The 20,935-nt window shown below is 37.4% G+C and carries 22 protein-coding genes; 11 read left to right on the top strand and 11 right to left on the bottom strand.

What is annotated here, in order from left to right:
* The first annotated feature begins 5 nt into the window (after window positions 1-5).
* Genes ABJQ32_00240 through ABJQ32_00230 form a run of 3 tightly spaced genes read left to right on the top strand, consistent with a single transcriptional unit; the run spans window position 6 to window position 4,528 of the window.
* A complete protein-coding gene (locus tag ABJQ32_00240) occupies window positions 6-908 on the top strand; it encodes a histone deacetylase (GenBank protein MEP5288040.1) in 903 nt (300 codons plus the stop codon).
* 42 nt (window positions 909-950) lie between these two features.
* Window positions 951-2,516: a histidine ammonia-lyase gene (gene hutH / locus ABJQ32_00235; protein MEP5288039.1), complete on the top strand. Its 1,566-nt coding sequence runs from the start codon at window positions 951-953 to the stop codon at window positions 2,514-2,516.
* 11 nt (window positions 2,517-2,527) lie between these two features.
* Window positions 2,528-4,528 carry a urocanate hydratase gene (locus ABJQ32_00230; GenBank protein MEP5288038.1) on the top strand — a complete coding sequence of 667 codons (2,001 nt, stop codon included), beginning with the start codon at window positions 2,528-2,530 and terminating at the stop codon, window positions 4,526-4,528.
* On the opposite strand, the gene ABJQ32_00225 is transcribed toward ABJQ32_00230, so the two are convergent.
* Window positions 4,525-5,106, bottom strand: a complete 582-nt coding sequence (locus ABJQ32_00225) for a hypothetical protein (GenBank protein MEP5288037.1) — start codon at window positions 5,104-5,106, stop codon at window positions 4,525-4,527. The two genes, ABJQ32_00230 and ABJQ32_00225, sit on opposite strands and share 4 nt — an antisense overlap.
* Before the next feature lie 84 nt (window positions 5,107-5,190).
* Window positions 5,191-6,324, bottom strand: a complete 1,134-nt coding sequence (locus ABJQ32_00220; protein MEP5288036.1) for an amidohydrolase — start codon at window positions 6,322-6,324, stop codon at window positions 5,191-5,193.
* A gap of 84 nt (window positions 6,325-6,408) precedes the next feature.
* On the opposite strand from ABJQ32_00220, the gene ABJQ32_00215 reads away from it, so the two are divergent.
* Window positions 6,409-7,278, top strand: coding sequence for a hypothetical protein (locus ABJQ32_00215; protein MEP5288035.1), 870 nt, complete (start codon window positions 6,409-6,411; stop codon window positions 7,276-7,278).
* A gap of 39 nt (window positions 7,279-7,317) precedes the next feature.
* On the opposite strand, the gene ABJQ32_00210 is transcribed toward ABJQ32_00215, so the two are convergent.
* From ABJQ32_00210 to ABJQ32_00200, 3 genes are all read right to left on the bottom strand, one after another.
* Window positions 7,318-7,881: a carbonic anhydrase gene (locus ABJQ32_00210; protein ID MEP5288034.1), complete on the bottom strand. Its 564-nt coding sequence runs from the start codon at window positions 7,879-7,881 to the stop codon at window positions 7,318-7,320.
* A 152-nt stretch (window positions 7,882-8,033) separates the two neighbouring features.
* Entirely contained in the window at window positions 8,034-8,291 is a 258-nt protein-coding gene (locus ABJQ32_00205) for a hypothetical protein (GenBank protein MEP5288033.1), read from the bottom strand.
* Window positions 8,281-8,652, bottom strand: coding sequence for a rhodanese-like domain-containing protein (locus ABJQ32_00200; GenBank protein MEP5288032.1), 372 nt, complete (start codon window positions 8,650-8,652; stop codon window positions 8,281-8,283). Before ABJQ32_00200 ends, ABJQ32_00205 begins: the two co-directional genes overlap by 11 nt.
* 150 nt (window positions 8,653-8,802) lie before the next feature.
* Between ABJQ32_00200 and ABJQ32_00195 the strand changes: the two genes are divergently transcribed.
* Window positions 8,803-9,333 (top strand): hypothetical protein, encoded by a 531-nt coding sequence (locus ABJQ32_00195; GenBank protein ID MEP5288031.1) that lies wholly within the window; start codon window positions 8,803-8,805, stop codon window positions 9,331-9,333.
* On the opposite strand, the gene msrA is transcribed toward ABJQ32_00195, so the two are convergent.
* Window positions 9,330-9,857 (bottom strand): peptide-methionine (S)-S-oxide reductase MsrA, encoded by a 528-nt coding sequence (gene msrA / locus ABJQ32_00190; GenBank protein ID MEP5288030.1) that lies wholly within the window; start codon window positions 9,855-9,857, stop codon window positions 9,330-9,332. The genes ABJQ32_00195 and msrA overlap by 4 nt on opposite strands.
* A 107-nt stretch (window positions 9,858-9,964) precedes the next feature.
* On the opposite strand from msrA, the gene ABJQ32_00185 reads away from it, so the two are divergent.
* Window positions 9,965-11,188, top strand: a complete 1,224-nt coding sequence (locus ABJQ32_00185; protein ID MEP5288029.1) for a cation:proton antiporter — start codon at window positions 9,965-9,967, stop codon at window positions 11,186-11,188.
* Window positions 11,189-11,217: 29 nt separating this feature from the next.
* Window positions 11,218-11,673: an SRPBCC family protein gene (locus tag ABJQ32_00180; GenBank protein MEP5288028.1), complete on the top strand. Its 456-nt coding sequence runs from the start codon at window positions 11,218-11,220 to the stop codon at window positions 11,671-11,673.
* Between the two features lie 4 nt (window positions 11,674-11,677).
* Here the strand turns inward: ABJQ32_00180 and ABJQ32_00175 are convergent, their stop codons facing one another.
* From ABJQ32_00175 to ABJQ32_00165, 3 genes are read right to left on the bottom strand one after another with little or no spacing between them, the layout of a single operon-like run.
* The gene (locus ABJQ32_00175) at window positions 11,678-12,397 is read right to left on the bottom strand and encodes a hypothetical protein (protein ID MEP5288027.1); all 720 of its coding nucleotides are present in this window, start codon (window positions 12,395-12,397) and stop codon (window positions 11,678-11,680) included.
* A 33-nt stretch (window positions 12,398-12,430) separates the two neighbouring features.
* The gene (locus tag ABJQ32_00170) at window positions 12,431-13,882 is read right to left on the bottom strand and encodes an HD domain-containing protein (GenBank protein MEP5288026.1); all 1,452 of its coding nucleotides are present in this window, start codon (window positions 13,880-13,882) and stop codon (window positions 12,431-12,433) included.
* A gap of 25 nt (window positions 13,883-13,907) precedes the next feature.
* Window positions 13,908-14,531, bottom strand: coding sequence for a TetR/AcrR family transcriptional regulator (locus ABJQ32_00165; protein ID MEP5288025.1), 624 nt, complete (start codon window positions 14,529-14,531; stop codon window positions 13,908-13,910).
* An 89-nt stretch (window positions 14,532-14,620) separates the two neighbouring features.
* Here ABJQ32_00165 and ligA point away from each other — a divergent pair, with 89 nt between their 5' ends.
* The 4 genes from ligA to ABJQ32_00145 are packed head-to-tail and all read left to right on the top strand — an operon-like array spanning window position 14,621 to window position 19,277.
* Window positions 14,621-16,702: an NAD-dependent DNA ligase LigA gene (gene ligA, locus ABJQ32_00160; protein ID MEP5288024.1), complete on the top strand. Its 2,082-nt coding sequence runs from the start codon at window positions 14,621-14,623 to the stop codon at window positions 16,700-16,702.
* On the top strand, window positions 16,695-17,174 hold the full coding sequence (locus tag ABJQ32_00155; GenBank protein ID MEP5288023.1) for a hypothetical protein: 480 nt from the start codon (window positions 16,695-16,697) through the stop codon (window positions 17,172-17,174). The genes ligA and ABJQ32_00155 overlap by 8 nt, the downstream gene beginning before the upstream one ends.
* Window positions 17,174-18,043 carry a 4-hydroxy-tetrahydrodipicolinate synthase gene (dapA, locus tag ABJQ32_00150; GenBank protein ID MEP5288022.1) on the top strand — a complete coding sequence of 290 codons (870 nt, stop codon included), beginning with the start codon at window positions 17,174-17,176 and terminating at the stop codon, window positions 18,041-18,043. Before ABJQ32_00155 ends, dapA begins: the two co-directional genes overlap by 1 nt.
* Window positions 18,044-18,047: 4 nt before the next feature.
* Window positions 18,048-19,277, top strand: coding sequence for a carboxypeptidase-like regulatory domain-containing protein (locus ABJQ32_00145; protein MEP5288021.1), 1,230 nt, complete (start codon window positions 18,048-18,050; stop codon window positions 19,275-19,277).
* Window positions 19,278-19,403: 126 nt separating this feature from the next.
* Here the strand turns inward: ABJQ32_00145 and ABJQ32_00140 are convergent, their stop codons facing one another.
* Window positions 19,404-19,580, bottom strand: coding sequence for a hypothetical protein (locus ABJQ32_00140; protein MEP5288020.1), 177 nt, complete (start codon window positions 19,578-19,580; stop codon window positions 19,404-19,406).
* 91 nt (window positions 19,581-19,671) lie between these two features.
* A complete protein-coding gene (locus ABJQ32_00135; GenBank protein MEP5288019.1) occupies window positions 19,672-20,934 on the bottom strand; it encodes an aminotransferase class I/II-fold pyridoxal phosphate-dependent enzyme in 1,263 nt (420 codons plus the stop codon).
* Window position 20,935: the final 1 nt, after the last annotated feature.

The following is a 20,935-nucleotide window of genomic DNA, read 5'->3' as shown; positions in this document are numbered from 1 at the left end:
ATTCTATGCTTAAAGTTGCCTGGTCACAAGTTTACAATCACCCTCTCCCTCATGGACATAGGTTTCCGATGGAAAAATATGACCTTTTACCAAAGCAACTATTACATGAAGGTACGATTGAAGAATCCAGCATTTTTGCTCCTCGAGAGTTGACAGAAAAAGAAATACTATCAGTGCATACGCCTGGATACTGGAAAAAACTTCGATCTCTAGACTTTACGAGACAAGAAGAACGTAAAAGCGGGTTTCCCATTTCAGAAACATTGGTAAAAAGAGAAATCACCATCAATGGAGGCACCATACAATGTGCAGATTATGCCTTAGAATATGGTATCGCTATGAATGTTGCAGGAGGAACACATCACGCATTTACGGATCGAGCAGAAGGGTTCTGTTTATTAAATGACATTGCCATTGCTTCCAGGTATCTTCTGGATAATGGCAAAGCGCATCAAGTGCTTGTGGTTGATTTAGATGTTCATCAAGGAAATGGAACTGCTGAGATTTTTCAAGATGAAGCTAGCGTATTCACTTTCAGCATGCATGGTGCACATAATTATCCCCTTCATAAAGAACAATCTGATTTAGATATCCCTTTGAAAGATGGAACAGATGACCGTACTTATTTGAATCTTTTGGATCAAAACCTCAAGCATCTTCTAGATAAAGTAGAGCCAGACTTTATTTTTTATCAGTCAGGAGTTGATGTTTTAAAAACAGACAAACTTGGGAGATTAGGCCTGAGCATTGAAGGGTGCAAGAATAGAGACAAGATTGTAATCGAATCCGCGAGGGATAATTCCATCCCGCTAGTCGCATCAATGGGCGGTGGATATTCAAAAGATATTCGAGATATCCTACAAGCTCATTCCAATACATTTAGAACTGCACAAGAGTTGTTTTTTTGAAGCTTAACTCTTTTAACTTTGTTGCTATAACAACTTTATATTATGGCTACTACACCTTCAATTTTTCATTACGGAGAGGATCACTTGACAGCTGGAATATCATTATCTATTGCAAGGGGTCTCACCAAAGGTTTACTATCCGCGAAAACCCGGGAAGCTATTCAAAAAAGTGCTCAAGCCGTGAAAACCATTGCAGAAGGTGATGAAGCTGTTTATGGCATAAACACTGGTTTTGGACCATTATGCACAACACAGATATCCAAAGAAGAGACAAATACACTTCAGAAAAACTTACTCATGAGTCATGCGGTTGGTCTTGGAGATCCTATATCAGATGAATTATCCAAGTTGATGATGATTTTGAAGGTACATGCACTTGCCAAAGGGTATTCAGGAGTGCAGGAATCTACAATCGATCGAATCATCTGGCACATTGATGAAAACATTATCCCTTTGGTTCCTGAACAAGGTTCAGTAGGGGCTTCAGGGGATCTTGCCCCTCTCTCCCACTTATTTCTTCCCTTAATAGGTCTAGGCAAAGTAAAAATCAATAATTCATTTGTTCCAACAGATCAAATACTTACCAAGTATGATCTTAAACCCATTGATTTAAGGGCAAAAGAAGGATTAGGACTGATCAATGGAACTCAGTTTATTGCGGCTCATGGGGTTTCCATTGTTGAAAAACTGCAAAATGTTTTGACACATGCAGACATCACAGGAGCAATGATGATAGAAGGATTGCTTGCATCAGTAAGACCTCTTTCTCCAGAGTTACATGAACTAAGAGCATACAAAGGCAATAAATATGTAGCAGCACATATCAATCATTTATTGGAAGGGTCAGAAGTGGTTCACTCTCATGCTAACTGTGCAAGAGTTCAAGATCCATACTCTCTAAGATGTATACCACAAGTGCATGGCGCATCTAGAAATGCATGGCTACATATAAAAGAAATGTTGGAAGTTGAAATCAACTCAGTTACTGATAACCCTGTGGTGTTTAGTGAAAATCATACAATAAGCGGAGGGAATTTCCACGGTCAACCGATGGCATTACCCTTAGATTATGCTTGTCTAGCTGCTGCGGAGGTTGGTAATATTTCGGATCGAAGGATCTATTTATCACTTGAAGGCGACACTCCTGGAGTTCCCAAACTCTTACTCAAAGAAACAGGAACTAATTCAGGATTCATGATTCCTCAGTATACAACAGCGGCTTTAGTTAGTGAAAATAAAGGCTTGTGCTTCCCTGCTAGTGCAGACAGCATACCCACCTCGTTAGGTCAAGAAGATCATGTTAGTATGGGATCCATTGGAGGTCGAAAAGCACTGAGAGTTATTGAAAATGTTCAAAAAATAATTGGTGTGGAATTGTTTTGTGCGGCCCAAGCTGTAGACTTCCATCGACCATTAAAATCAAGCAAAACCATGGAAGCCATTCATAATCATGTCCGTTCCAAAATTGATCACATTACAAAAGATGGGGTTATGAATGAGACCATGGAAATTGCAATTGAAATGATCAAAAGTAATGAATTGATCCATGTCGCTAATCAAGTAGCAAAGCTAGAGAACGAGTTCAGTACAGAGTTTGATGAATATTAATAGGAATACCGATGACATTTAAAGAGCAAATCCTTCAAGGGATACCATCTACCCTACCTGCTAAAAAAGCATTGAAAACTGATGTGAATCGCGCACCAAAAAGAAAAAATATTTTGAGTACAGATGAAAAAAGGCTCGCAATAAAAAATGCTTTACGCTATTTCATCTCAGAATGGCATGGTGAGTTAGCTACAGAATTTCTAGAAGAACTCAACGAGTATGGCAGAATCTATATGTATCGATTTATGCCCGAATATGAGATGAAAGCTCGCGCTATTTCGGATTACCCTGCAAAATCTCAACAAGCAGCAGCCATTATGCTGATGATACAGAACAATCTCGATCCTGAAGTCGCTCAGCATCCCGAAGAACTGATCACCTACGGAGGAAATGGTGCCGTGTTTCAAAATTGGGCTCAATATCTTCTCACAATGAAGTATCTGGCGACTATGTCAGATAAGCAGACACTCCATATATACTCAGGCCATCCAATGGGGTTGTTTCCTTCCGATAAAGAAGCACCTCGGGTTGTTGTCACCAATGGCATGATGATTCCCAACTATTCTCAGCCAGATGATTGGGAGAAATTTAATGCGCTTGGCGTTACCCAATATGGACAGATGACAGCAGGATCATATATGTACATTGGACCGCAGGGTATTGTCCACGGCACCACCATCACTGTAATGAATGCATTCAGAAAAAAACTTGGAGCCCATGTGTCTCCGGCCGGAAAAATTTTCTTAACAGCGGGTTTAGGAGGTATGAGTGGAGCTCAGCCTAAAGCTGGCAATATCGCAGGTTGCATTACTGTATGTGCAGAAGTGAACTCCAATGCTGCACACAAACGTCATGAACAAGGCTGGGTAGATGAAATAATTGAAGATCTGGAAACCCTTGTAAAGAGGGTTTCTCATGCAAAAACCAATAGTGAAGTGGTCTCTATTGCGTTTGTCGGAAACATCGTAGATGTATGGGAAAAATTTTATAAAGATGAAATCCTAATAGAACTAGGCTCAGATCAAACATCTCTCCACAATCCATGGTCAGGTGGATATTATCCTGTAGGGTTATCCTTTGAAGAATCGAATAGCTTAATCAGAAACAACCCTGAGGAGTTTAAAAAGCATGTTCAGGAATCTTTAAGAAGACATGCCGCGATAGTCAATAAGCATGTAGAAAGGGGTACATACTTTTTTGATTATGGAAATGCATTCTTATTAGAATCATCGCGCGCTGGCGCTGATGTCATGCATGAAAATGGCATTGATTTTAGATATCCGTCATACGTTCAGGATATCCTTGGACCTATGTGCTTTGATTATGGATTCGGTCCTTTTAGATGGGTTTGTACATCTGGAGAGTCTGAAGATTTAAGAAAATCTGATCAGCTAGCACTCAAAGTAATGCGAGAGGTGAAGACTCAATCACCTCCAGAAATTCAGCAGCAAATGCAGGACAACATCTGCTGGATTGAAGAAGCTGAAAAAAACAATCTTGTTGTTGGTTCCCAAGCTCGTATTCTTTACGCTGATGCTGAAGGACGAGCAAAGATTGCAGAAGCATTTAATCAAGCAATCAAGTCTGGCGATATCTCAGCTCCCATTGTTTTGGGCAGAGATCATCATGATGTAAGTGGAACGGACTCTCCCTATCGTGAAACTAGCAACATATACGATGGAAGCAAGTTCACTGCAGACATGGCAATACAAAATGTCATTGGTGATAGCTTTAGAGGAGCCACATGGGTGTCCATTCACAATGGTGGCGGTGTTGGCTGGGGAGAAGTGATGAATGGTGGATTTGGTATGCTACTAGATGGATCTCAAGAAGCGGATAGAAGACTTAAGAACATGCTTTTCTTTGATGTAAACAATGGCATCTCCCGACGAAGCTGGGCTAGAAATAATGAAGCTCTCTTTGCTATAAAGCGAGAGATGGCTCGTACGCCTGAGTTAAAAGTGACCTTACCTAATTTGGTGGATGAAACAATTCTTGACGCGCTAACTTAAATATCTACTACATGAGGTTCTGAATCCCAATTTCCAAAAATCCAGTTGCCATGTAGTGTTGGATCATCGGAAGCTAAAAATTCTTCTACTGCTGTCATCAGGTCATAACGAGAAAGCTTGTAGCTCTGAGTCTTATCCAGAAGGCTGAATGCCTTATCGCTGTAGTTTCTATCTATCCCAAAAATGTCATAGAAATCTTCATATTCTTTCTTCGAAATAAAACCATCTCGATTTTGATCAAAAAAGTCAAACATGAAGTTGAAGATCAATTCTTTATACTCATCCAGAGCATCCTCGTCATTGGATAAAATGACTTCCTTCATAAAAAACTCAACCCACTCTCCTTCTGTCACTTGATTAAATGAGAATGGTTTAATGTCCTTCACCAAGGAATTGAAAAGCTTTACCGCCTTATTGGTGATTCGCTGATGTTCTTTACTATTTGGCTCATAATCCAGCCTTAAGCGAACCTTCTCAACCATTTCAGAGAAATCGTCCATTTGAAGGCTGCCATTACTATTTAAATCTAAAATTCTGAAGAAGTATCCAAGCTTCTTGCTTTGAAAATCTGCGGACATGGTAATTAGGTTTGGCGGCAAAAGTAGGAACTATCTTTCTAATTCGAAATACTCGATTTTCATTATAATTTTAATTGAAATTATCTAGATATCAATTGCTTTTTTAACTATTGTCACAAACATTGATATTCCCGTTTCAATGATTCCATCAGGAAAGTCGTAATCGGGATTATGCAGTGCAGGACATTCTTCTCCAGACCCAATACCAAACATTGCACCTGTAAAACGTTGCGTAAACAGTCCAAAGTCTTCTCCCCATTTAAATGGACGATCTCTTTCGTCCAAAGCCAGGCTATTCTCAATCGCTGCTGATTTGATCAACTGGACAGCATTAGCATCGTTTTTACTCGCTTCAAAAGCTTCTGTCCAGTGAATTGTGTTTTTGATATTATTTGACTCGCAAATCTGATCAATTCGATTCACCAAACGATCCATCAATTCATACATCATCTCACTACTCCAAGTTCTTATGGTATAATGTACTTGTGCGTGTCCCGCGGATACACCATAAGAAATCTCTCCCAGTTGAACATGAACGGGGGTGGTTAAAGCGAAATCATCCCTATCTATATCTGGCTGATTCTCTTCATCAAACATGGTTATGAGTTCTGATATAGTTTTGGCAGGATTAGTTCCCATCTCTGGTTCAGCTGCATGAGCAGTTTTTCCATTCAATTCAATAATGATACTTTTTACTGCAGCATTAAAGCTTCCTTCTTTTACAACGACTCTCCGAAGTGGATATCCAGGTAGGTTATGAAAAGCAAAAACTAAATCTGGCCTAAAATCAAAATTTGGATCATTTAATACTGCTTTAGCTCCTTCGCCATTTTCTTCTGCTGGCTGAAACAGAAGCAACAGCCTACCACGGTCTATTGGATTCTCTCGAAAATGCTTTGCTACTCCACACATAATCGCCGTATGCCCATCATGTCCACACTTGTGTGAAACTCCCTCGATTGTTGATTTATGTTCAAAATTATTTATCTCTTGGATCGGCAATGCATCATGATCTGAACGAAGCATTATCATCTTTCCATCGATTCCTGAATCAAACAAAACATACACTCCAGTTTTGCCTATTTTTCTAGCCTGTATCTCTTGGTTACTTAAAAATTGAATGATCCTTTTTTGAGTTTGTGTTTCATTTTGTGAAACCTCAGGATATTGGTGGAGTTCTTTTCTAAAGCCAACTAATTCTTTGAGTACTTTATCCATGAAGTTTCAAATATAACTTTGACTTTTATTTATAAAAGGCTGTGATAATATCATTATTAACTTAATACTTATGAGATTTAAGTCATGAAATTGAGCACTGGAATCCTTCTAATTGGTCTTCTAATCATTGCCTCATGTGCGCCACTTAGCAAAAGCCAGCTAAAAATGTCTCATAATTACTTTGAAGCCATCGCCAATTACCCCAGGCAATATCGAGAACTGACCGTAAACATTGCTGATCTAAACTTAGAATCCAAAAACCTAGAAAGCTCTCTCCAAACTTCAGATTCTTTGCGTGTTTCCATGATAATCAATTCTATTAACGCTTATGAAGAATCAATCAAAGTTCCAGACAGCATTCTTGTTCACACTAAATATGTAGACAATTATATTCAAGAATATTACTTACTCATTCCAAATGGGTTCAATGTTTATCGTGCCTTAAAGGGTACTACAGAAACCATTAGTGGGATATTTGGCTTAGGGGGTGTCGTCAGCGGCATACTTCCAAGCAATGTAAATGGACTCAATCCAACAAAAAAAAGGAAAATACAGGCCCATGTGCTTTCATCAGAAAAGGAATTACTCTTATCACTTTCAGTACTAAAGGAATATATTCATTTCCACTATTTACCACAATTGGAAGATATAGATAAACGTTCAATGGCGGATTTCGAAGCTCTTTTATCAAGCATTAATAACTCAACCCCACCTTTAGAATATTACACTAGGCACAATCGAATGCTTACAGAATTTTACCAGAAACTGTATCACACAACAGCTCTAGTTAAACAGTTTTCCAAGGCTATTGATGCTTTCAAGCTAGTGGAAAAAGAAATAGCTAAGAGTTTTCAGGAAAAAGAAAAAATTGATATCGAACATACCCATATCAATGAATTATCTGGGGATATGCAGCGAATCAACTTTATGATACGTGATTCAAATGAGAATTAGAAGAGTTTGTTCATAGGTTTCAATCAAAACTTACATTCTCTATAAAAAATCAACTTTACCACTGCCGAGGTTATAAAAAGCAGAGACAATCTTCAAGTTTCCTGCTTCTACAGAATTCCTTAAAATTTTAGACCGATCATATAAATCGTTAGCAGACAGCTCTGCATTCTTTTTAACAACCGTGTTAACATCAGAATTTTCTGCTTGAGCCTTTGCGGGCTCTATTTGTGCCAATAGATGATTTAGGTTATAGCCATTGTCTCCTCCGGATAATGCAGCACCAACCGCACCACAGCTTTCATGCCCTAGCACAACAATTACTTGAGTATCCAAATGCGCCACGGCATATTCAATACTTGCTATAGTATCTGTATTTGCTATATTTCCTGCCACTCTCAACACAAAAAGCTCTCCAAGACCGGTATCGAAAGCCAATTCTGGAACTACACGACTATCTGCGCAACTCAATATAATTGCCCAAGGGGCTTGACCACTGACAAGGACTGACCTACGATCTTGATTTTGAAGTTCATGAGCTAATTTATTATTTGAAAAGCTTTCATTTCCTTTCCTTAATCTTTCTATTATCTGTTCTTGAGTCATGTTCACAATTATTTAATAACCGTTAATGTAAATTCCTGCAACCAAATAAATGCAAATTGATTCTATTTGAGTAAGGATTCGACATAATTATTAATCTTCTCATAATAAAACGTTGGATCTCCAAACCGCTTCGGCCCAACGAAGCGGTTTTTTTATTTAAGTCTTTGCTCCCATTCTAGACCTCTACGTTCATGATTAATTTTTCTAATTACCTCAGGGTCCTCAAACATTTCATGGCTATCTCCTTTTGAAGTGAAATGCCAATTTCCGCAATCCAAGCATTGATAAACATTCAAAGGCCCTTGTCCTCTTTGATAATTATTTCTTATGTGATGCTGAATTAACGACTCTTCAGCCAATTCTTTCAGCTCGAAACGCACTTTCCCAGAAACACAATTGCTATTTGTCAATTTTCAACCCTTTTGTTTTCCATTCATTAAATCCTCCGGAATAATCATACACTTTCTTAAAACCCGCTTTTTGCAAAATTTTAGAAGCCTTTCCGCTTCTACCACCACTAGCACAATGAATTACCACTTGATCTACATTGAGCGCGCTCATCTTTTCAAGGAAGTTCTCCGCGAAAAAGTCAATATGAATAACATCTGGAATATGACCTGCATTGAATTCATCAAGTGTTCTAATATCAACCACTTTAATTCCTTGAGATTGAAGCTCAAGCAACTCTTCAGATTGAACAATAGCCACTACTTCTTGGCGTTCAGAAGTGCATCCATAAAATATAACAAGGAAATATATGAGTCTAATCATCGTATTATTAATGTAGTTGTATGAAACTATAAGGTAAAAATCAGGTTTTATACGTAGAAAACGAATAGTAACTAGTACTTATATTAGCGAATAACAATTTCAAGGTTGGTTCGAATTTTGATAAAAGCTAGTTATAGTCAGCATAAAAACATGAAAACCATTTTTTTAAGCATATTACTTTTCACTGTTTATATCGCTTACCCACAAGAAGAGCGATTGGATGAAAAAATTGATAAAATCACCTATGATTGGGATTTAGAAGCTGATAAGCTCTCTACCTATGAAGGGCTTCAATTTCTTTGTACCGATACAGATTATCGAAGCAAAATACTTACGCTTTTGGATGACATTCATCATTATGACACAGTCCTATACGGTGTATTGTTAAAGATTTCCAAAACCAGTGATGACAAAGAGGTGAAGAAAACACTAAAGGATATCAAGAAATTTGAAGATGAGTACAATACTCAAAGCTTTGTTCATTTTATGAATGAAGAATGTCAAGTACAAAGAGAAATAGAGCGAAATTCTGAAGAAACAGCTAATGATGTAGGCATCAATTCTTACTCAGGACAGGTCTATCTCTTAGAAACTGAATTGTACAAATATGTCAAGCATGTAACAGCCAGGGTTGATAAAATTCGAATACATGTGCACCATCTTAGTAAACACTACAACTAAGCAAGTTTTTCAGCAAACACTTTTTTTAGTTTAGCAACCTTAGGTGCTATTATAAAAGCGCAATAGGGCTGATTCTCATTTTGATTAAAGTAGTCATCATGATCATCTTCAGCAGGATAAAAAAGATCAAGTGGGGAAATTTCCGTAATTATAGGATCAGGCCATATATCTGATTCATCAAGTTTTTTCTTGTAAGCTAGAGCTAGTTCTTTTTGAGCATCATTATGATAAAAAATAACTGAGCGATACTGTGTTCCCACATCATTTCCTTGACGATTCAGTGTAGTAGGATCATGAGTTTTCCAGAAAACTTCCAATAGCTCATCATATGAAATAATAGTAGGGTCGAAATCAAACTGAATAACTTCAGCATGTCCTGATTCTCCCGAGCATACTTCTTTATATGTTGGGCTTTTAGTTTCACCACCAGAATATCCTGATTTCACATTCTCAACTCCCTTAAGCCGCTGAAACATTGCTTCTATACACCAAAAACATCCCGATCCAAAAGTGGCTTTTTCCATAGATTATTTTATTTACTGATCAAATCTAACTTCTAATAGATTCATTTAGTTCATATGTGAATCCAGTAGTTTCAAATTGTTAATTTAGTCCCATCTAATCAATAGAAATGGAGTATTATATCATTATTGCTGCCTCCCTCATTATCATTCTTTCCTATATTTTTAACAGGGTCTCAGAAAAATCTAATATTCCTTCCGTATTGTTACTCATTTTTCTTGGCGTAATAAGCCGTGAAATGATTGGACTCTTTGGTGTTGAGAAGATGACTATTCTTGATATTTTCTCTAGAATCAAAATTCTCGAAGTTTTAGGTACACTAGGATTAATCCTTATCGTATTGGAGGCAGCTTTAGAGTTAAAGATTGCAAAAGACAAATTGAAGTTAATCTATAAGTCTTTTGTGATTGCATTATCTGGCCTACTCCTTTGCATGTTTGCCATTGCTGGTATTCTTATTTTCTCATTTAAATCCATGGATTGGTCTACAGCATTGATATACGCCACTCCTCTATCAATCCTGAGTAGTGCCATTGTAATTCCATCTGTAGCTAATCTTGATGAGAAAAATGAAGAGTTTCACATCTATGAAAGCACCTTTTCGGATATTCTGGGGATTATGGTTTTTTATTTTCTGATAGAACTTGGGAAACCGACTAGTGATATCATGGTACTAGGTGATTTTACTTTTGGATTAGTTATCACGATAGTTACGTCAATCATATTATCGTATGTCTTGATTTACATATTTCAAAATCTCGAAACGAAAGTCAAGCTATTTTTAATGATCGGCGTATTATTCCTATTGTTCAGCGTAGGGAAATTGATGCACTTATCTTCACTTCTGGTTATTCTGGTTTTTGGGCTTGTTCTTAATAATTACAAACTATTTTTTGTAGGTAGACTTAAGAAGTACTTAAGACCCATGGCGATAGAAAATATTCGCGAGACTTTCCTAATGATTACTATAGAATCAGCCTTTGTCGTTAGGACCTTCTTTTTTGTCATTTTTGGATTCTCCATTGCTCTAACCACACTATTGGATGTTCGAGTAGCGATTGTAAGTGTAGCTATATTGATAATCATCTATGTCACAAGACTTTTATCATTCCTCCCGTATAGGCATGACAATATAAAACAAGCGCTCACCATAGCTCCAAGAGGGTTAATTACGCTTCTCCTATTCTATTCTATCCCTGAAGAGTTTTTATTTGAGAATTTTAAATCTGGTATATTACTTTTCATCATTATTGTTACAAGCCTTGTTATGACATCTGGACTTATAAAGAAGAAGGACACAAAAAAAGAACAAGAAATTTCGGAAGTTGAATAACTTAGCTTCAAAGCATATCAATAGTTAGCATGAAAAAACTTAATGCACTCGCTCGAAAAGGAAAAATAAATGAGAATGCTAGCATAAGAGATTCTCATTCTACAATTATCAATGCAGATATTGAAAAAGTTTGGTCAATACTTACTGACATGGAAAATTGGCCAGATTGGAATCCAGAGGTCAAGAAAGTAACTCTTGATGGAGATTTAAGTGAGGGTTCCACATTTAAATGGACCATGGGTAGAACAAATGGTGAATCGCAAATTCAACAAGTAAACAAACCTTCTACACTGACTTGGACAAGTAAAGCCAAATGGGTCAAAAGAATATTTGTTTGGTCTCTCGAGTCTGACGAAGGGCAAACCATTGCAACAGTTAGTGCATCATTGCAAGGAACCATGGTCGTATTAATGGAAAATCATCAGAAGGTTTATGATGAACTCTTAAGCTGGCTTGAATGCTTAAAGAATAAAGCAGAAGAATAGTTTTCTATTCTCCTTCCGTTTTAGGTTTTGTCAATTCACGAAGTTGTTGCTGCACGATCTGAAACCCAGGATGCATCTCAAGAACTTCAAGGTATTTAGCCTTCGCCTCCTCTGCACTTCCTTTTTCTTCCAAAATCATCGCTTTCACACGATTAGCAGCCACTTTTAATGCAACCTCTTGTCCCACTCCGTCCGAAGTAGGAAATCGAATACTTCGTTCCTCTGCTTGTGGATCTCCCATAATGATATCAAGGGACGTGTTTGATTCCGCAAAGCGCTCCAGCTCAAACTGTAAAAACGAAATCTTATAGAGTGTATTTATGTCGCCACTGGCTAAATATAACTTTTCATAATTGTTGAGTGCTTTATCTTTTACTCCCAGATTATCAAAACTCGTTGCAGCTATCTCAATAGCAAGTTGGTCTTGTGGATTAATTCTAAGCGCCTGCTGAGCTACTAGAGCGGCAGATGCATTTTGGTTGTACTGAATGTACAAAAGTGCTAAAGAATCATACAAAGCAATGTTGCCTGGGTTTTCAGAAAGCAGGTTATAAAGTGCCATTCTTGTCACCAAAGGATCATTAAACATTTTAGCTGTGTTGTATATGAACGACTGCTTTCTTAATTCCCATGGAATAGAGTCTCCTGGAGCAATCTCAGTGCTTTGAGCAGCAGAAGTGTATACTAAAACAAGTACTGTAAGTACCAAAAATATTTTTTTCATAAGTCTAAATAATCTAACAGCGTGCAAACATAGCTATTTGTCCTTGGAGGTAGAAATGTATTTATCAATTGGTTTCAAGCCATGCCTTTTACCTAGTTCTAGCATTAGCCTAAAAGCTTCCTCTTCATTATTCTTAATCTTTCCATCCAGAATAGCTTCTTTAATTTCTAGCTTCAAATCACCAACAACTTTTGATGGTTTAATATCAAACACTTCAATGATTTGCTCCCCTGATACAGGCGGATGAAAGTTCATTACATGATCACGCTCTTCGACTTCTTTTATTTTATGCTCTACCTTTTTAAAGTTTGCTCGGTACTTTTTAACCCTCTCAGGGTTTTTTGAAGTAACATCCGCTTTGCAAAGTGTCATTAAATCGGAAACATCATTTCCTGCTTCAAAAACCATCCTTCTGATAGCAGAATCTGTCACTCGGTCATTTACCAAAGCAATAGGGCGTAAATGAAGTCTTACAAGTTTTTGCACATACTTCATTCGATCATCCAGGGGTAATTTCATTCGTTTGAAGATCTTAGGAACCCATTTAGCGCCCAAATCCTCATGTCCATGAAAGGTCCAGCCCACTTTTTCATTGAAACGTTGAGTAGCTGGTTTAGCTATATCATGTAGAATGGCTGCCCATCTGAGCCAGATATCATCGGTCATTTCACAAATATTATCCAGCACTTGTAATGTGTGATAAAAATTATCCTTATGGCCTTTGCCATTTATTTTTTCAACTCCTTGAAGATCGGTCATTTCAGGAAAGATCAATTTCAAAAGGCCACAATGAAAAAGGAGTTGAAAACCATAAGATGGTTTGTCCGTCATGATGATCTTATTTAACTCATAAGTAATCCTTTCCTGAGAGATGATAGATATCCGATCTACATGATCTACAATACCCTGAAAAGTATCCGGTTCGATATCAAAATGCAGTTGTGTCGCAAAACGAATAGCTCTCAACATCCTCAATGGATCATCAGAAAATGTTATCCCAGGTTCTAATGGGGTTCGCATAATCATATTGCGCAAATCTTCCACTCCATTGAAGGGGTCAATCAAAACCCCAAAGTCATGTTTGTTTAGGCTAATCGCCATGGCATTGACCGTAAAATCTCGCCTATTTTGATCATCTTCAAGCGTTCCATCTTCTACAATTGGATTTCTTGAATCCTTCCTATATGATTCTTTTCTCGCACCAACGAACTCATATTCAAACCCTTGATAATGAATAGCTGCAGTTCCAAAATTCTTGAAGACTGAAAGCTTAGCTTTATCACCAAGTTTCTTAGCTACAGAACTTGCCAGATTAATACCACTTCCAACACATACAAAATCAATGTCTTTGGATGGTCTTTTCAAGATTAAATCCCTCACATATCCACCCACAACATAGGTAGGTGAGCCTATTTCTATTGCAGTTTCGGAAACCACACTAAATATGTGCAAAGATCTTAAATGATCCTCAAATTGATCAGACATGATACAAAGATATTAATTCACTTAATCAAGATTGACTTAAGTATTCCAAAAGCTTGGTATAATTGGAATCAGTTAGCAAATCATCATAAAAATTAACCAACTGTGTATAAAGAACCTTACTCAACGACTCTGCTTTTTTTATTTCATAAGGCACATCATTTTTGAGGTCCATCAACAAGTAAGGACTGAGTATGGTCCAATAAGTCATCAAAGCTTTACCTACCTCGATCCCAGGTTTAGTGATCTCGTTAGATTTAGCCTCATCCAATAGCTTGTTAAATCGAATAAAGACTGCATGCTTTAAGTATTCAGCAGATGCTGGAGTAGCAAGCGTTTTTAGGTTTACTAAATCAAAAAACACCTTAAATGAGATATCAGAGATGCTATCGCATATCACTTTGATATATAGCGCTATTTTCTTAGTGATGAAAAGATCCATCTCAATAACTTCATCAACTGCTTTCGATACATTCATCATCTTCCAGCTGAATGTTTCTTTTATTAATCGATCTTTTGATCCAAATTGGAAATAAAGCGTCTTCTTACTTACACCGGCAAGTTTGGCAATATCATCAACTGACGTGTCCAATATCCCATTTTTAGAAAGTAGTGAGAAAGCGGCTTTAATGATTTTAGCCTTTTTATCCATGGTTGAAATTGGCTCGAAAATAGAAATACCAATACTCACATCATAAAAAAATGTAGAGAATCTCTCTGAATGAAATAGATTTGTTTTCGATGAATCGAGAGGAAGCTAAAACCCTAGTTGAGTCGCTGACAGAAGAGCTAAATCACCACAATTACCTCTATTATCAAAAAAGCGAACCCGAAATATCTGACTATGAGTTCGATAGTAAACTCAAAGAGCTGGAGAAGCTGGAAGCTACCTTCCCAGATCTAAAACTCTCGCATTCTCCTACCGCTCGTGTGGGAGGTGATATCACCAAAGATTTTGAGACGGTACATCATAAATATAGAATGCTTTCTCTTGGAAATACATACTCTAAAGATGAGCTGGAAGACTTTGATGGTAGAGTCAAAAAGGGTTTAGGTACAGATGACTATGAATACATCTGTGAGCTAAAATTTGATGGTGTCGCTATTAGTTTAATCTATGAAAATGGAATTCTTAGACGTGGAATCACACGTGGTGATGGCACAAAGGGAGATGACATAACATCGAATGTGAAAACCATCCGATCAATCCCACTTAAACTACACGGGAAGTATTACCCTCCTTCCTTTGAAGTAAGGGGTGAAGTTTTTATGCCAAAAGAATTCTTCATTGAATTAAACGATCACGTAAAGGAAGAAAACAAAGTGAGGGAGGCAGAAGGCAAAACATTGCTTACGCTCTACGCAAATGCACGAAATACCACCTCCGGAAGCTTGAAAATGCAGGATTCATCCATGGTAGCCAGTAGAAAACTGGATTGCTATCTCTATTCCTATCTCGATGATGCAAACACTTTTCCTACACATGAAGAATCACTGACATTCTTAGAAAAAGCTGGCTTCAATGTGTCTCAAACATACAAAAAGTGTAAAACGATTGATCAGGTATTGGAATACATAAGCCATTGGGATAAAGAACGACATAAACTAGTCGTAGAAACAGATGGTATTGTAATCAAAGTCAATAGCATTGCACATCAATCAGAATTAGGATTTACAGCCAAAAATCCAAGATGGGCTATTTCCTATAAGTTTAAGTCTGAATCAGCAGTTACCACACTGAACAAAATCACCTATCAAGTAGGACGTACTGGAGCTATAACACCAGTAGCTGAATTGAAACCTGTCCTGCTAGCAGGAACCACCGTTAAAAGAGCATCACTACATAATGCAAATGAAATTGAACGACTAGATGTGCGAATTGGTGATCGTGTAAATGTTGAAAAAGGTGGAGAAATCATTCCGAAGATTACAAGCGTAAACTTAAAATCTAGGCCAGCTGATACCCAAAAAATTTCTTACATCACAAAGTGCCCAGAATGCAAAACGGAACTCGTACGAAAAGAAGGCGAAGCACAGCACTATTGTCCTAACGTTGAGTCGTGCCCACCTCAAGTTCTCGGGCGTATTGAACATTTTATTAGTAGGAATGCTCTGAACATAGAATCATTAGGCCCTCGAACTATCAAGGGCTTTTTAAGTAAAGGATTGATTCGGAACGCTGGAGACCTTTACTCGCTCTCATTTGAACACATCAATAACCTTCAATTTGAAGAAATAGATGAGGAAACAGGAGATATATCTAAGCGTTCGATTAAGGAAAAATCAGCTAATAACATCATTGAATCTATCGAAAAATCAAAGCAAATTCCTTTCGAGCGAGTTCTATTTGGCTTAGGAATCAGGCACGTAGGTAAGACAGTTGCAGAAAAACTAGCTCAACATTTTGTTACTATTGATCGTCTAATGAGTGCATCCTTTGAAGAAATAGTAAATCTCCATGAGATCGGAGATCGTATTGCAGAAAGTGTAGTCGCGTTCTTCTCTGAAGAAGAAAATAGAAACATGATCACTAAACTCAAAAGCGTAGGTCTTTCTTTTGAAGTAATTCAGAAAGAAGGAACTAAAGATACTCTATCAGGATTGAGTTTTGTTGTCTCTGGGGTCTTTGAAGGATATGGAAGAGACGAACTAAAAGAACTTATTAAGCAGCACGGAGGAAAAATAGCAAGTAGCATTTCATCTAAAACCAATTATTTGGTAGCGGGTGAAAACATGGGGCCAGCAAAAAAAGAAAAGGCAGATTCATTAGGAATTACTATTTTGGACGAGTCATCATTTAGAGAACTTTTAGAAAATGATTAAAAACATTTTCCTTAACCATAAAGGCAAGTCAACCACTGCCTCAAAGGAACACTGTACTTACTTAGATGCCTCTCAGGTAGGTATCTTATATCACGCGGATGATTTTCCAGATCAGGTTGTCACAGAACTGGAAAATCAACTAAAAGCTGATGGAAAGAATGTAGCTCGAATAGGCTATGTAGAAAAAGCCACAGAACAAGCACTCCTTTTTAGTAAAAAAGATATTTCCGGAACGGGTACCATTAAAAAAAATCAACTCAGTTTTTTCATAAATCAATCTTTTGATTTTCTAATTTCGCTAGATACATCGGGGAACATCAACTACAAATATGTACTTGCTCTCAGTAAGGCCACCTGCAAAGTAGGATTTGAAACTGAACAGTATTATGATTTGTTGCAGATGTCTGTGAAAATGGAAGAAAACAAGTCTGATGCCATGAAAAGTATCATCAGGTATCTAAAAATGATTTAATGAGGCAAGAGTTAAAAGGAACAGGTGTGGCACTGGCTACTCCGATGAATAAGGATTATGGTGTAGACTTTCCAGCACTCGAAAAACTTATAAATCATACGATAGATGGAGGTGTAGATTACTTGGTAGTTTTAGGTACCACTGGAGAATCTCCTGTATTTTCTTGGGAAGAGAAATTGGAAATCCTTGATTTTGTATTCAAGGTCAACGCTGACAGAAAGCCTATTGTTTTTGGACTGGGCGGAAACCATACATTTGATCTTATTGAAAAGTCAAAGGATTTAAAGAAATTCGAACTCTCAGCTATTCTTTCTGCATCGCCCTACTATAATAAACCTTCGCAGGAAGGAATTGTTCGGCACTATGAAATGCTAGCAGATGCGTTCCCCTTCCCTATTATACTTTATAATGTACCTGCTCGAACTGCTTCAAATATAATAGCGGATACCACACTTACTTTAGCCAAGCACCCGAATATCATTGCCATTAAAGAAGCCTCATGGGACTTAGATCAATGTAAGAAAATCGCACATGAAAAGCCTAGTGACTTTCTATTGATTTCTGGTGATGATGCACTGACTTACAAATTGATCAAAGAGGGTGCCGAAGGAGTTATTTCGGTCATAAGCAACCTTTTACCTGCTCCCTTCATCAATATGGTAAGTGCAGCACTGCAAAATTCTTTCGAGGAAGCTGAGCGTATAGAAGAGGACCTGAAAAAAGCATATGAACTGCTTTCTCAAGAAGGAAATCCAACATCACTCAAAGCTGGCCTTGAAGTAAAAGGCATTTGCCGTCGAACAGTGAAGCCTCCCTTGTACAATGCATCAGAAAACTTGATAGCTGCCTGGGAACACTATTTAAAGTAACTCTATGATCAAAAAACTACTAACATTGGGTATGCTACTTAGCATCCTCCATATAAGTGCGCAAGAAAGCAAAAGAATCTCAGGAAAAGTAATAGATGCGTTAACGGGTGAACCACTAGCCTTTTCCCATGTAGGCATTTTTAATTCGAGCTACGGTACCATTTCCAACATAGATGGCGACTTTTCTTTAATTGTTCCCACCAAGTTTAACAATAACAAATTGTCTGCTTCATATTTAGGGTATGAATTAAAGTCTATTCCTGTTTCTTCTATAGACGTGAGTAACGATTTGATCATCAAGCTCAAATCTACTGTGACAGAACTTCCTGAGTTGGTTATTCGAACCAATGAGAAATCAATTATTGAAGAAGCTATTGAAGCTATCCCTAAGAATCATGATCAAAATGAGATGCTACTTCGAGCTTTTTGGCGAGCTTCTATTCAAAATGATGAGCGAGAATATATCCAACTTACTGAATATGCTTTTGACATGTTTCGCTATGGAGAGCTTGGTGATGAAAATAATGCTATGAAAATCTTGAAAGGAAGGGTTGCCAGAGATACATCCTTTTTTAGTGATATCGGAGGTATGCAAATAGGTGTAACACCTCAATCGTTATTCGCAAATTCATTATTAAAAGAACATGCTATTTTAAACAAGAAAGTACTTAAAAAACATACCTATAAGATAACCGACGCTACCTCATACAATGAACGAAGCGTTTTTGTTGTAAGCTTTAAACCTAAGAAAAAAGCTAAGGGAGACCTTTTTGAGGGAAAAATTTTATTAGATACAGAATCATTGGCTTTCGTAAGAATTGCATTCAATAAACTCATCAGCAAAGACAATCCGGATAAGGTATTTGATAGATTTAGTATGGCCGCTATGATTGTGGGGTTAGGCAAAAGCACAATGGACAATTATCAAAATGAACTTAACTATCAGTTAGTCAATGGGAGGTGGTATCTAAGTCATGCAACGTATAATATAAACTGGACGATGCGAAGAGAAAAACAAGGAATTACACGTCCAGTAATGTTTAAAGCAGACTTTGTAGTAACGGATATTGAGAAAGAAAACATTGTAGTACCCCCAGAAGAAGAACTTGCTTCAAAAGGAATTCTTGAACGTCAGATAGTTAAAAATACCGATGAATTCTGGAAAGGATTCAATTACTTGAAAGCTGATAATGATTTTGAAAAACTGTTTCAGGAAATTTTGAATAGGGATTGAGGATATAATTTTATTTAATATTCTCAAAGATAATTTAATAGAAACTACTACTTATTAGACATAAAAAAAGGGAGTCAAATGACTCCCGATTTCTTTATCGGTTTCGATTGATTATCTATCGATCGATTATCCTTTGTTCTTCATATCTTGAACTTCTAGTCTAATCTCCTGAGCAAGGTTTTTCATGTCCTGCATACCTTTTCTTACTCGAGTACCAGCGGCATTGTTTTTCTTATCGTAGAATTTTTCAAAATCTGCTTCTAATGATTCAACCATTGATTTTAGTTGTTCAAATCTTTTCATGTTATAAGGTAATTAAGGTTATCGATAAATTTTAAAAGTGGTGGCAATATAGCCTAAAATCGTTAATATCAAGATAATGTAACGGTAATTCTTAAGATTTTGCCAACATGGCACCTTCTACTCCCGCTTCTTTATATACTCCGCCATCTAACTTGATCTTAATTGCATCAAACGCATTGAGTGTCTCTTCTACATCTTCTAGAGTGTGCATAGCCGTGGGAATAATTCGCAATATCACCATCCCTTTTGGGATTACTGGATAAACTACTACTGAGCAAAATATCTTATAATTCTCCCGAAGATCAACGATCATATTACATGCCTCAATAGCATCCCCATTCATTACAACTGGCGTTACTGGCGAATCTGTTGAGCCAATATTAAAGCCTCTTTCTTTAAAGCCACTCTGCAATGCATTCACGATCGTCCATAGTTTTTCCCTGAGCTCGGGCTTAGTCCTAAGCATTTCCAATCGCTTCAATCCTCCTACTACTAAAGGCATAGGTAATGACTTAGCAAAAATTTGAGATCTTACTTTATATCTAAGATGATCAATAATGTCTTTTTCACCAGCTATAAAAGCACCGATACTTGCCATTGACTTAGCAAATGTGGAAAAATAAATATCTATTCCATCCTGGCAGTTGTAATGTTCTCCTGCTCCAGCTCCCGTTTTACCCATTGTTCCAAAACCATGTGCATCGTCTACTAAAAGTCTAAAACTGTATTTATCCTTCAGAGCTACAATTTTGTCAAGCTTGCCTGTATTTCCGCTCATACCGAATACACCTTCGGTAATCACCAAGACACCACCACCTTGCTCGTTTGCTAGCTTTTCGGCTCTCTTCAATTGCTTTTCGCAATTTTCAATATCGTTGTGAGGGAACACGAAACGTTTCCCTATGTGCATTCTTAATGCATCTATAATACACGCATGACACTCAGCATCGTATACTACTACATCTTTCCTATCAACTAATGCATCAATTACTGACATGATGCCTTGATACCCGTAATTCAAAAGCATTCCTGTTTGCTTACTAACAAAATCCGCAAGCTCTTGTTCCAATTGATCATGATAATCAGAATTTCCGGTCATCATTCGGGCTCCCATAGGATATCCTAGTCCCCACTTCTCTGTAGCCTCAGTATCTGCTTTTCTGATCTCAGGGTGATTAGCTAAACCGAGGTAGTTATTTAAACTCCACGCTAGCATTTCCTGTCCTTTAAACTTCATTCTAGGCTGAATCTCGCCTTCCAGTTTCGGAAAGAAATAATAATTCACATCCTGATCAAGAAAAGAGTATTGTCCTAACGCTCCTTTATCACTGAGTAATTTCTCAAATAAATCCATT

This window comes from Marinobacter alexandrii, assembly GCA_039984955.1.
Lineage (GTDB): Bacteria > Bacteroidota > Bacteroidia > Cytophagales > Cyclobacteriaceae > Ekhidna.
Note: the sequence above shows the minus strand (reverse complement) of the source record. Positions and strands in the feature narration are given on the sequence as shown.

Coding starts and splice junctions, on each gene's coding strand:
- ABJQ32_00230 (MEP5288038.1), top strand. CDS start 2,528: ATGACATTTAAAGAGCAAATCCTTCAAGGGATACCATCTACCCTACCT.
- ABJQ32_00175 (MEP5288027.1), bottom strand. CDS start 12,397: ATGAAAAAAATATTTTTGGTACTTACAGTACTTGTTTTAGTATACACT.
- ABJQ32_00140 (MEP5288020.1), bottom strand. CDS start 19,580: ATGAAAAGATTTGAACAACTAAAATCAATGGTTGAATCATTAGAAGCA.
- ligA (MEP5288024.1), top strand. CDS start 14,621: ATGAATCGAGAGGAAGCTAAAACCCTAGTTGAGTCGCTGACAGAAGAG.
- ABJQ32_00155 (MEP5288023.1), top strand. CDS start 16,695: ATGATTAAAAACATTTTCCTTAACCATAAAGGCAAGTCAACCACTGCC.
- ABJQ32_00185 (MEP5288029.1), top strand. CDS start 9,965: ATGGAGTATTATATCATTATTGCTGCCTCCCTCATTATCATTCTTTCC.
- ABJQ32_00145 (MEP5288021.1), top strand. CDS start 18,048: ATGATCAAAAAACTACTAACATTGGGTATGCTACTTAGCATCCTCCAT.
- dapA (MEP5288022.1), top strand. CDS start 17,174: ATGAGGCAAGAGTTAAAAGGAACAGGTGTGGCACTGGCTACTCCGATG.
- ABJQ32_00240 (MEP5288040.1), top strand. CDS start 6: ATGCTTAAAGTTGCCTGGTCACAAGTTTACAATCACCCTCTCCCTCAT.
- ABJQ32_00195 (MEP5288031.1), top strand. CDS start 8,803: ATGAAAACCATTTTTTTAAGCATATTACTTTTCACTGTTTATATCGCT.
- ABJQ32_00200 (MEP5288032.1), bottom strand. CDS start 8,652: ATGATTAGACTCATATATTTCCTTGTTATATTTTATGGATGCACTTCT.
- msrA (MEP5288030.1), bottom strand. CDS start 9,857: ATGGAAAAAGCCACTTTTGGATCGGGATGTTTTTGGTGTATAGAAGCA.
- ABJQ32_00215 (MEP5288035.1), top strand. CDS start 6,409: ATGAAATTGAGCACTGGAATCCTTCTAATTGGTCTTCTAATCATTGCC.
- ABJQ32_00170 (MEP5288026.1), bottom strand. CDS start 13,882: ATGTCTGATCAATTTGAGGATCATTTAAGATCTTTGCACATATTTAGT.
- ABJQ32_00165 (MEP5288025.1), bottom strand. CDS start 14,531: ATGGATAAAAAGGCTAAAATCATTAAAGCCGCTTTCTCACTACTTTCT.
- ABJQ32_00135 (MEP5288019.1), bottom strand. CDS start 20,934: ATGGATTTATTTGAGAAATTACTCAGTGATAAAGGAGCGTTAGGACAA.
- ABJQ32_00220 (MEP5288036.1), bottom strand. CDS start 6,324: ATGGATAAAGTACTCAAAGAATTAGTTGGCTTTAGAAAAGAACTCCAC.
- ABJQ32_00210 (MEP5288034.1), bottom strand. CDS start 7,881: ATGACTCAAGAACAGATAATAGAAAGATTAAGGAAAGGAAATGAAAGC.
- ABJQ32_00180 (MEP5288028.1), top strand. CDS start 11,218: ATGAAAAAACTTAATGCACTCGCTCGAAAAGGAAAAATAAATGAGAAT.
- hutH (MEP5288039.1), top strand. CDS start 951: ATGGCTACTACACCTTCAATTTTTCATTACGGAGAGGATCACTTGACA.
- ABJQ32_00225 (MEP5288037.1), bottom strand. CDS start 5,106: ATGTCCGCAGATTTTCAAAGCAAGAAGCTTGGATACTTCTTCAGAATT.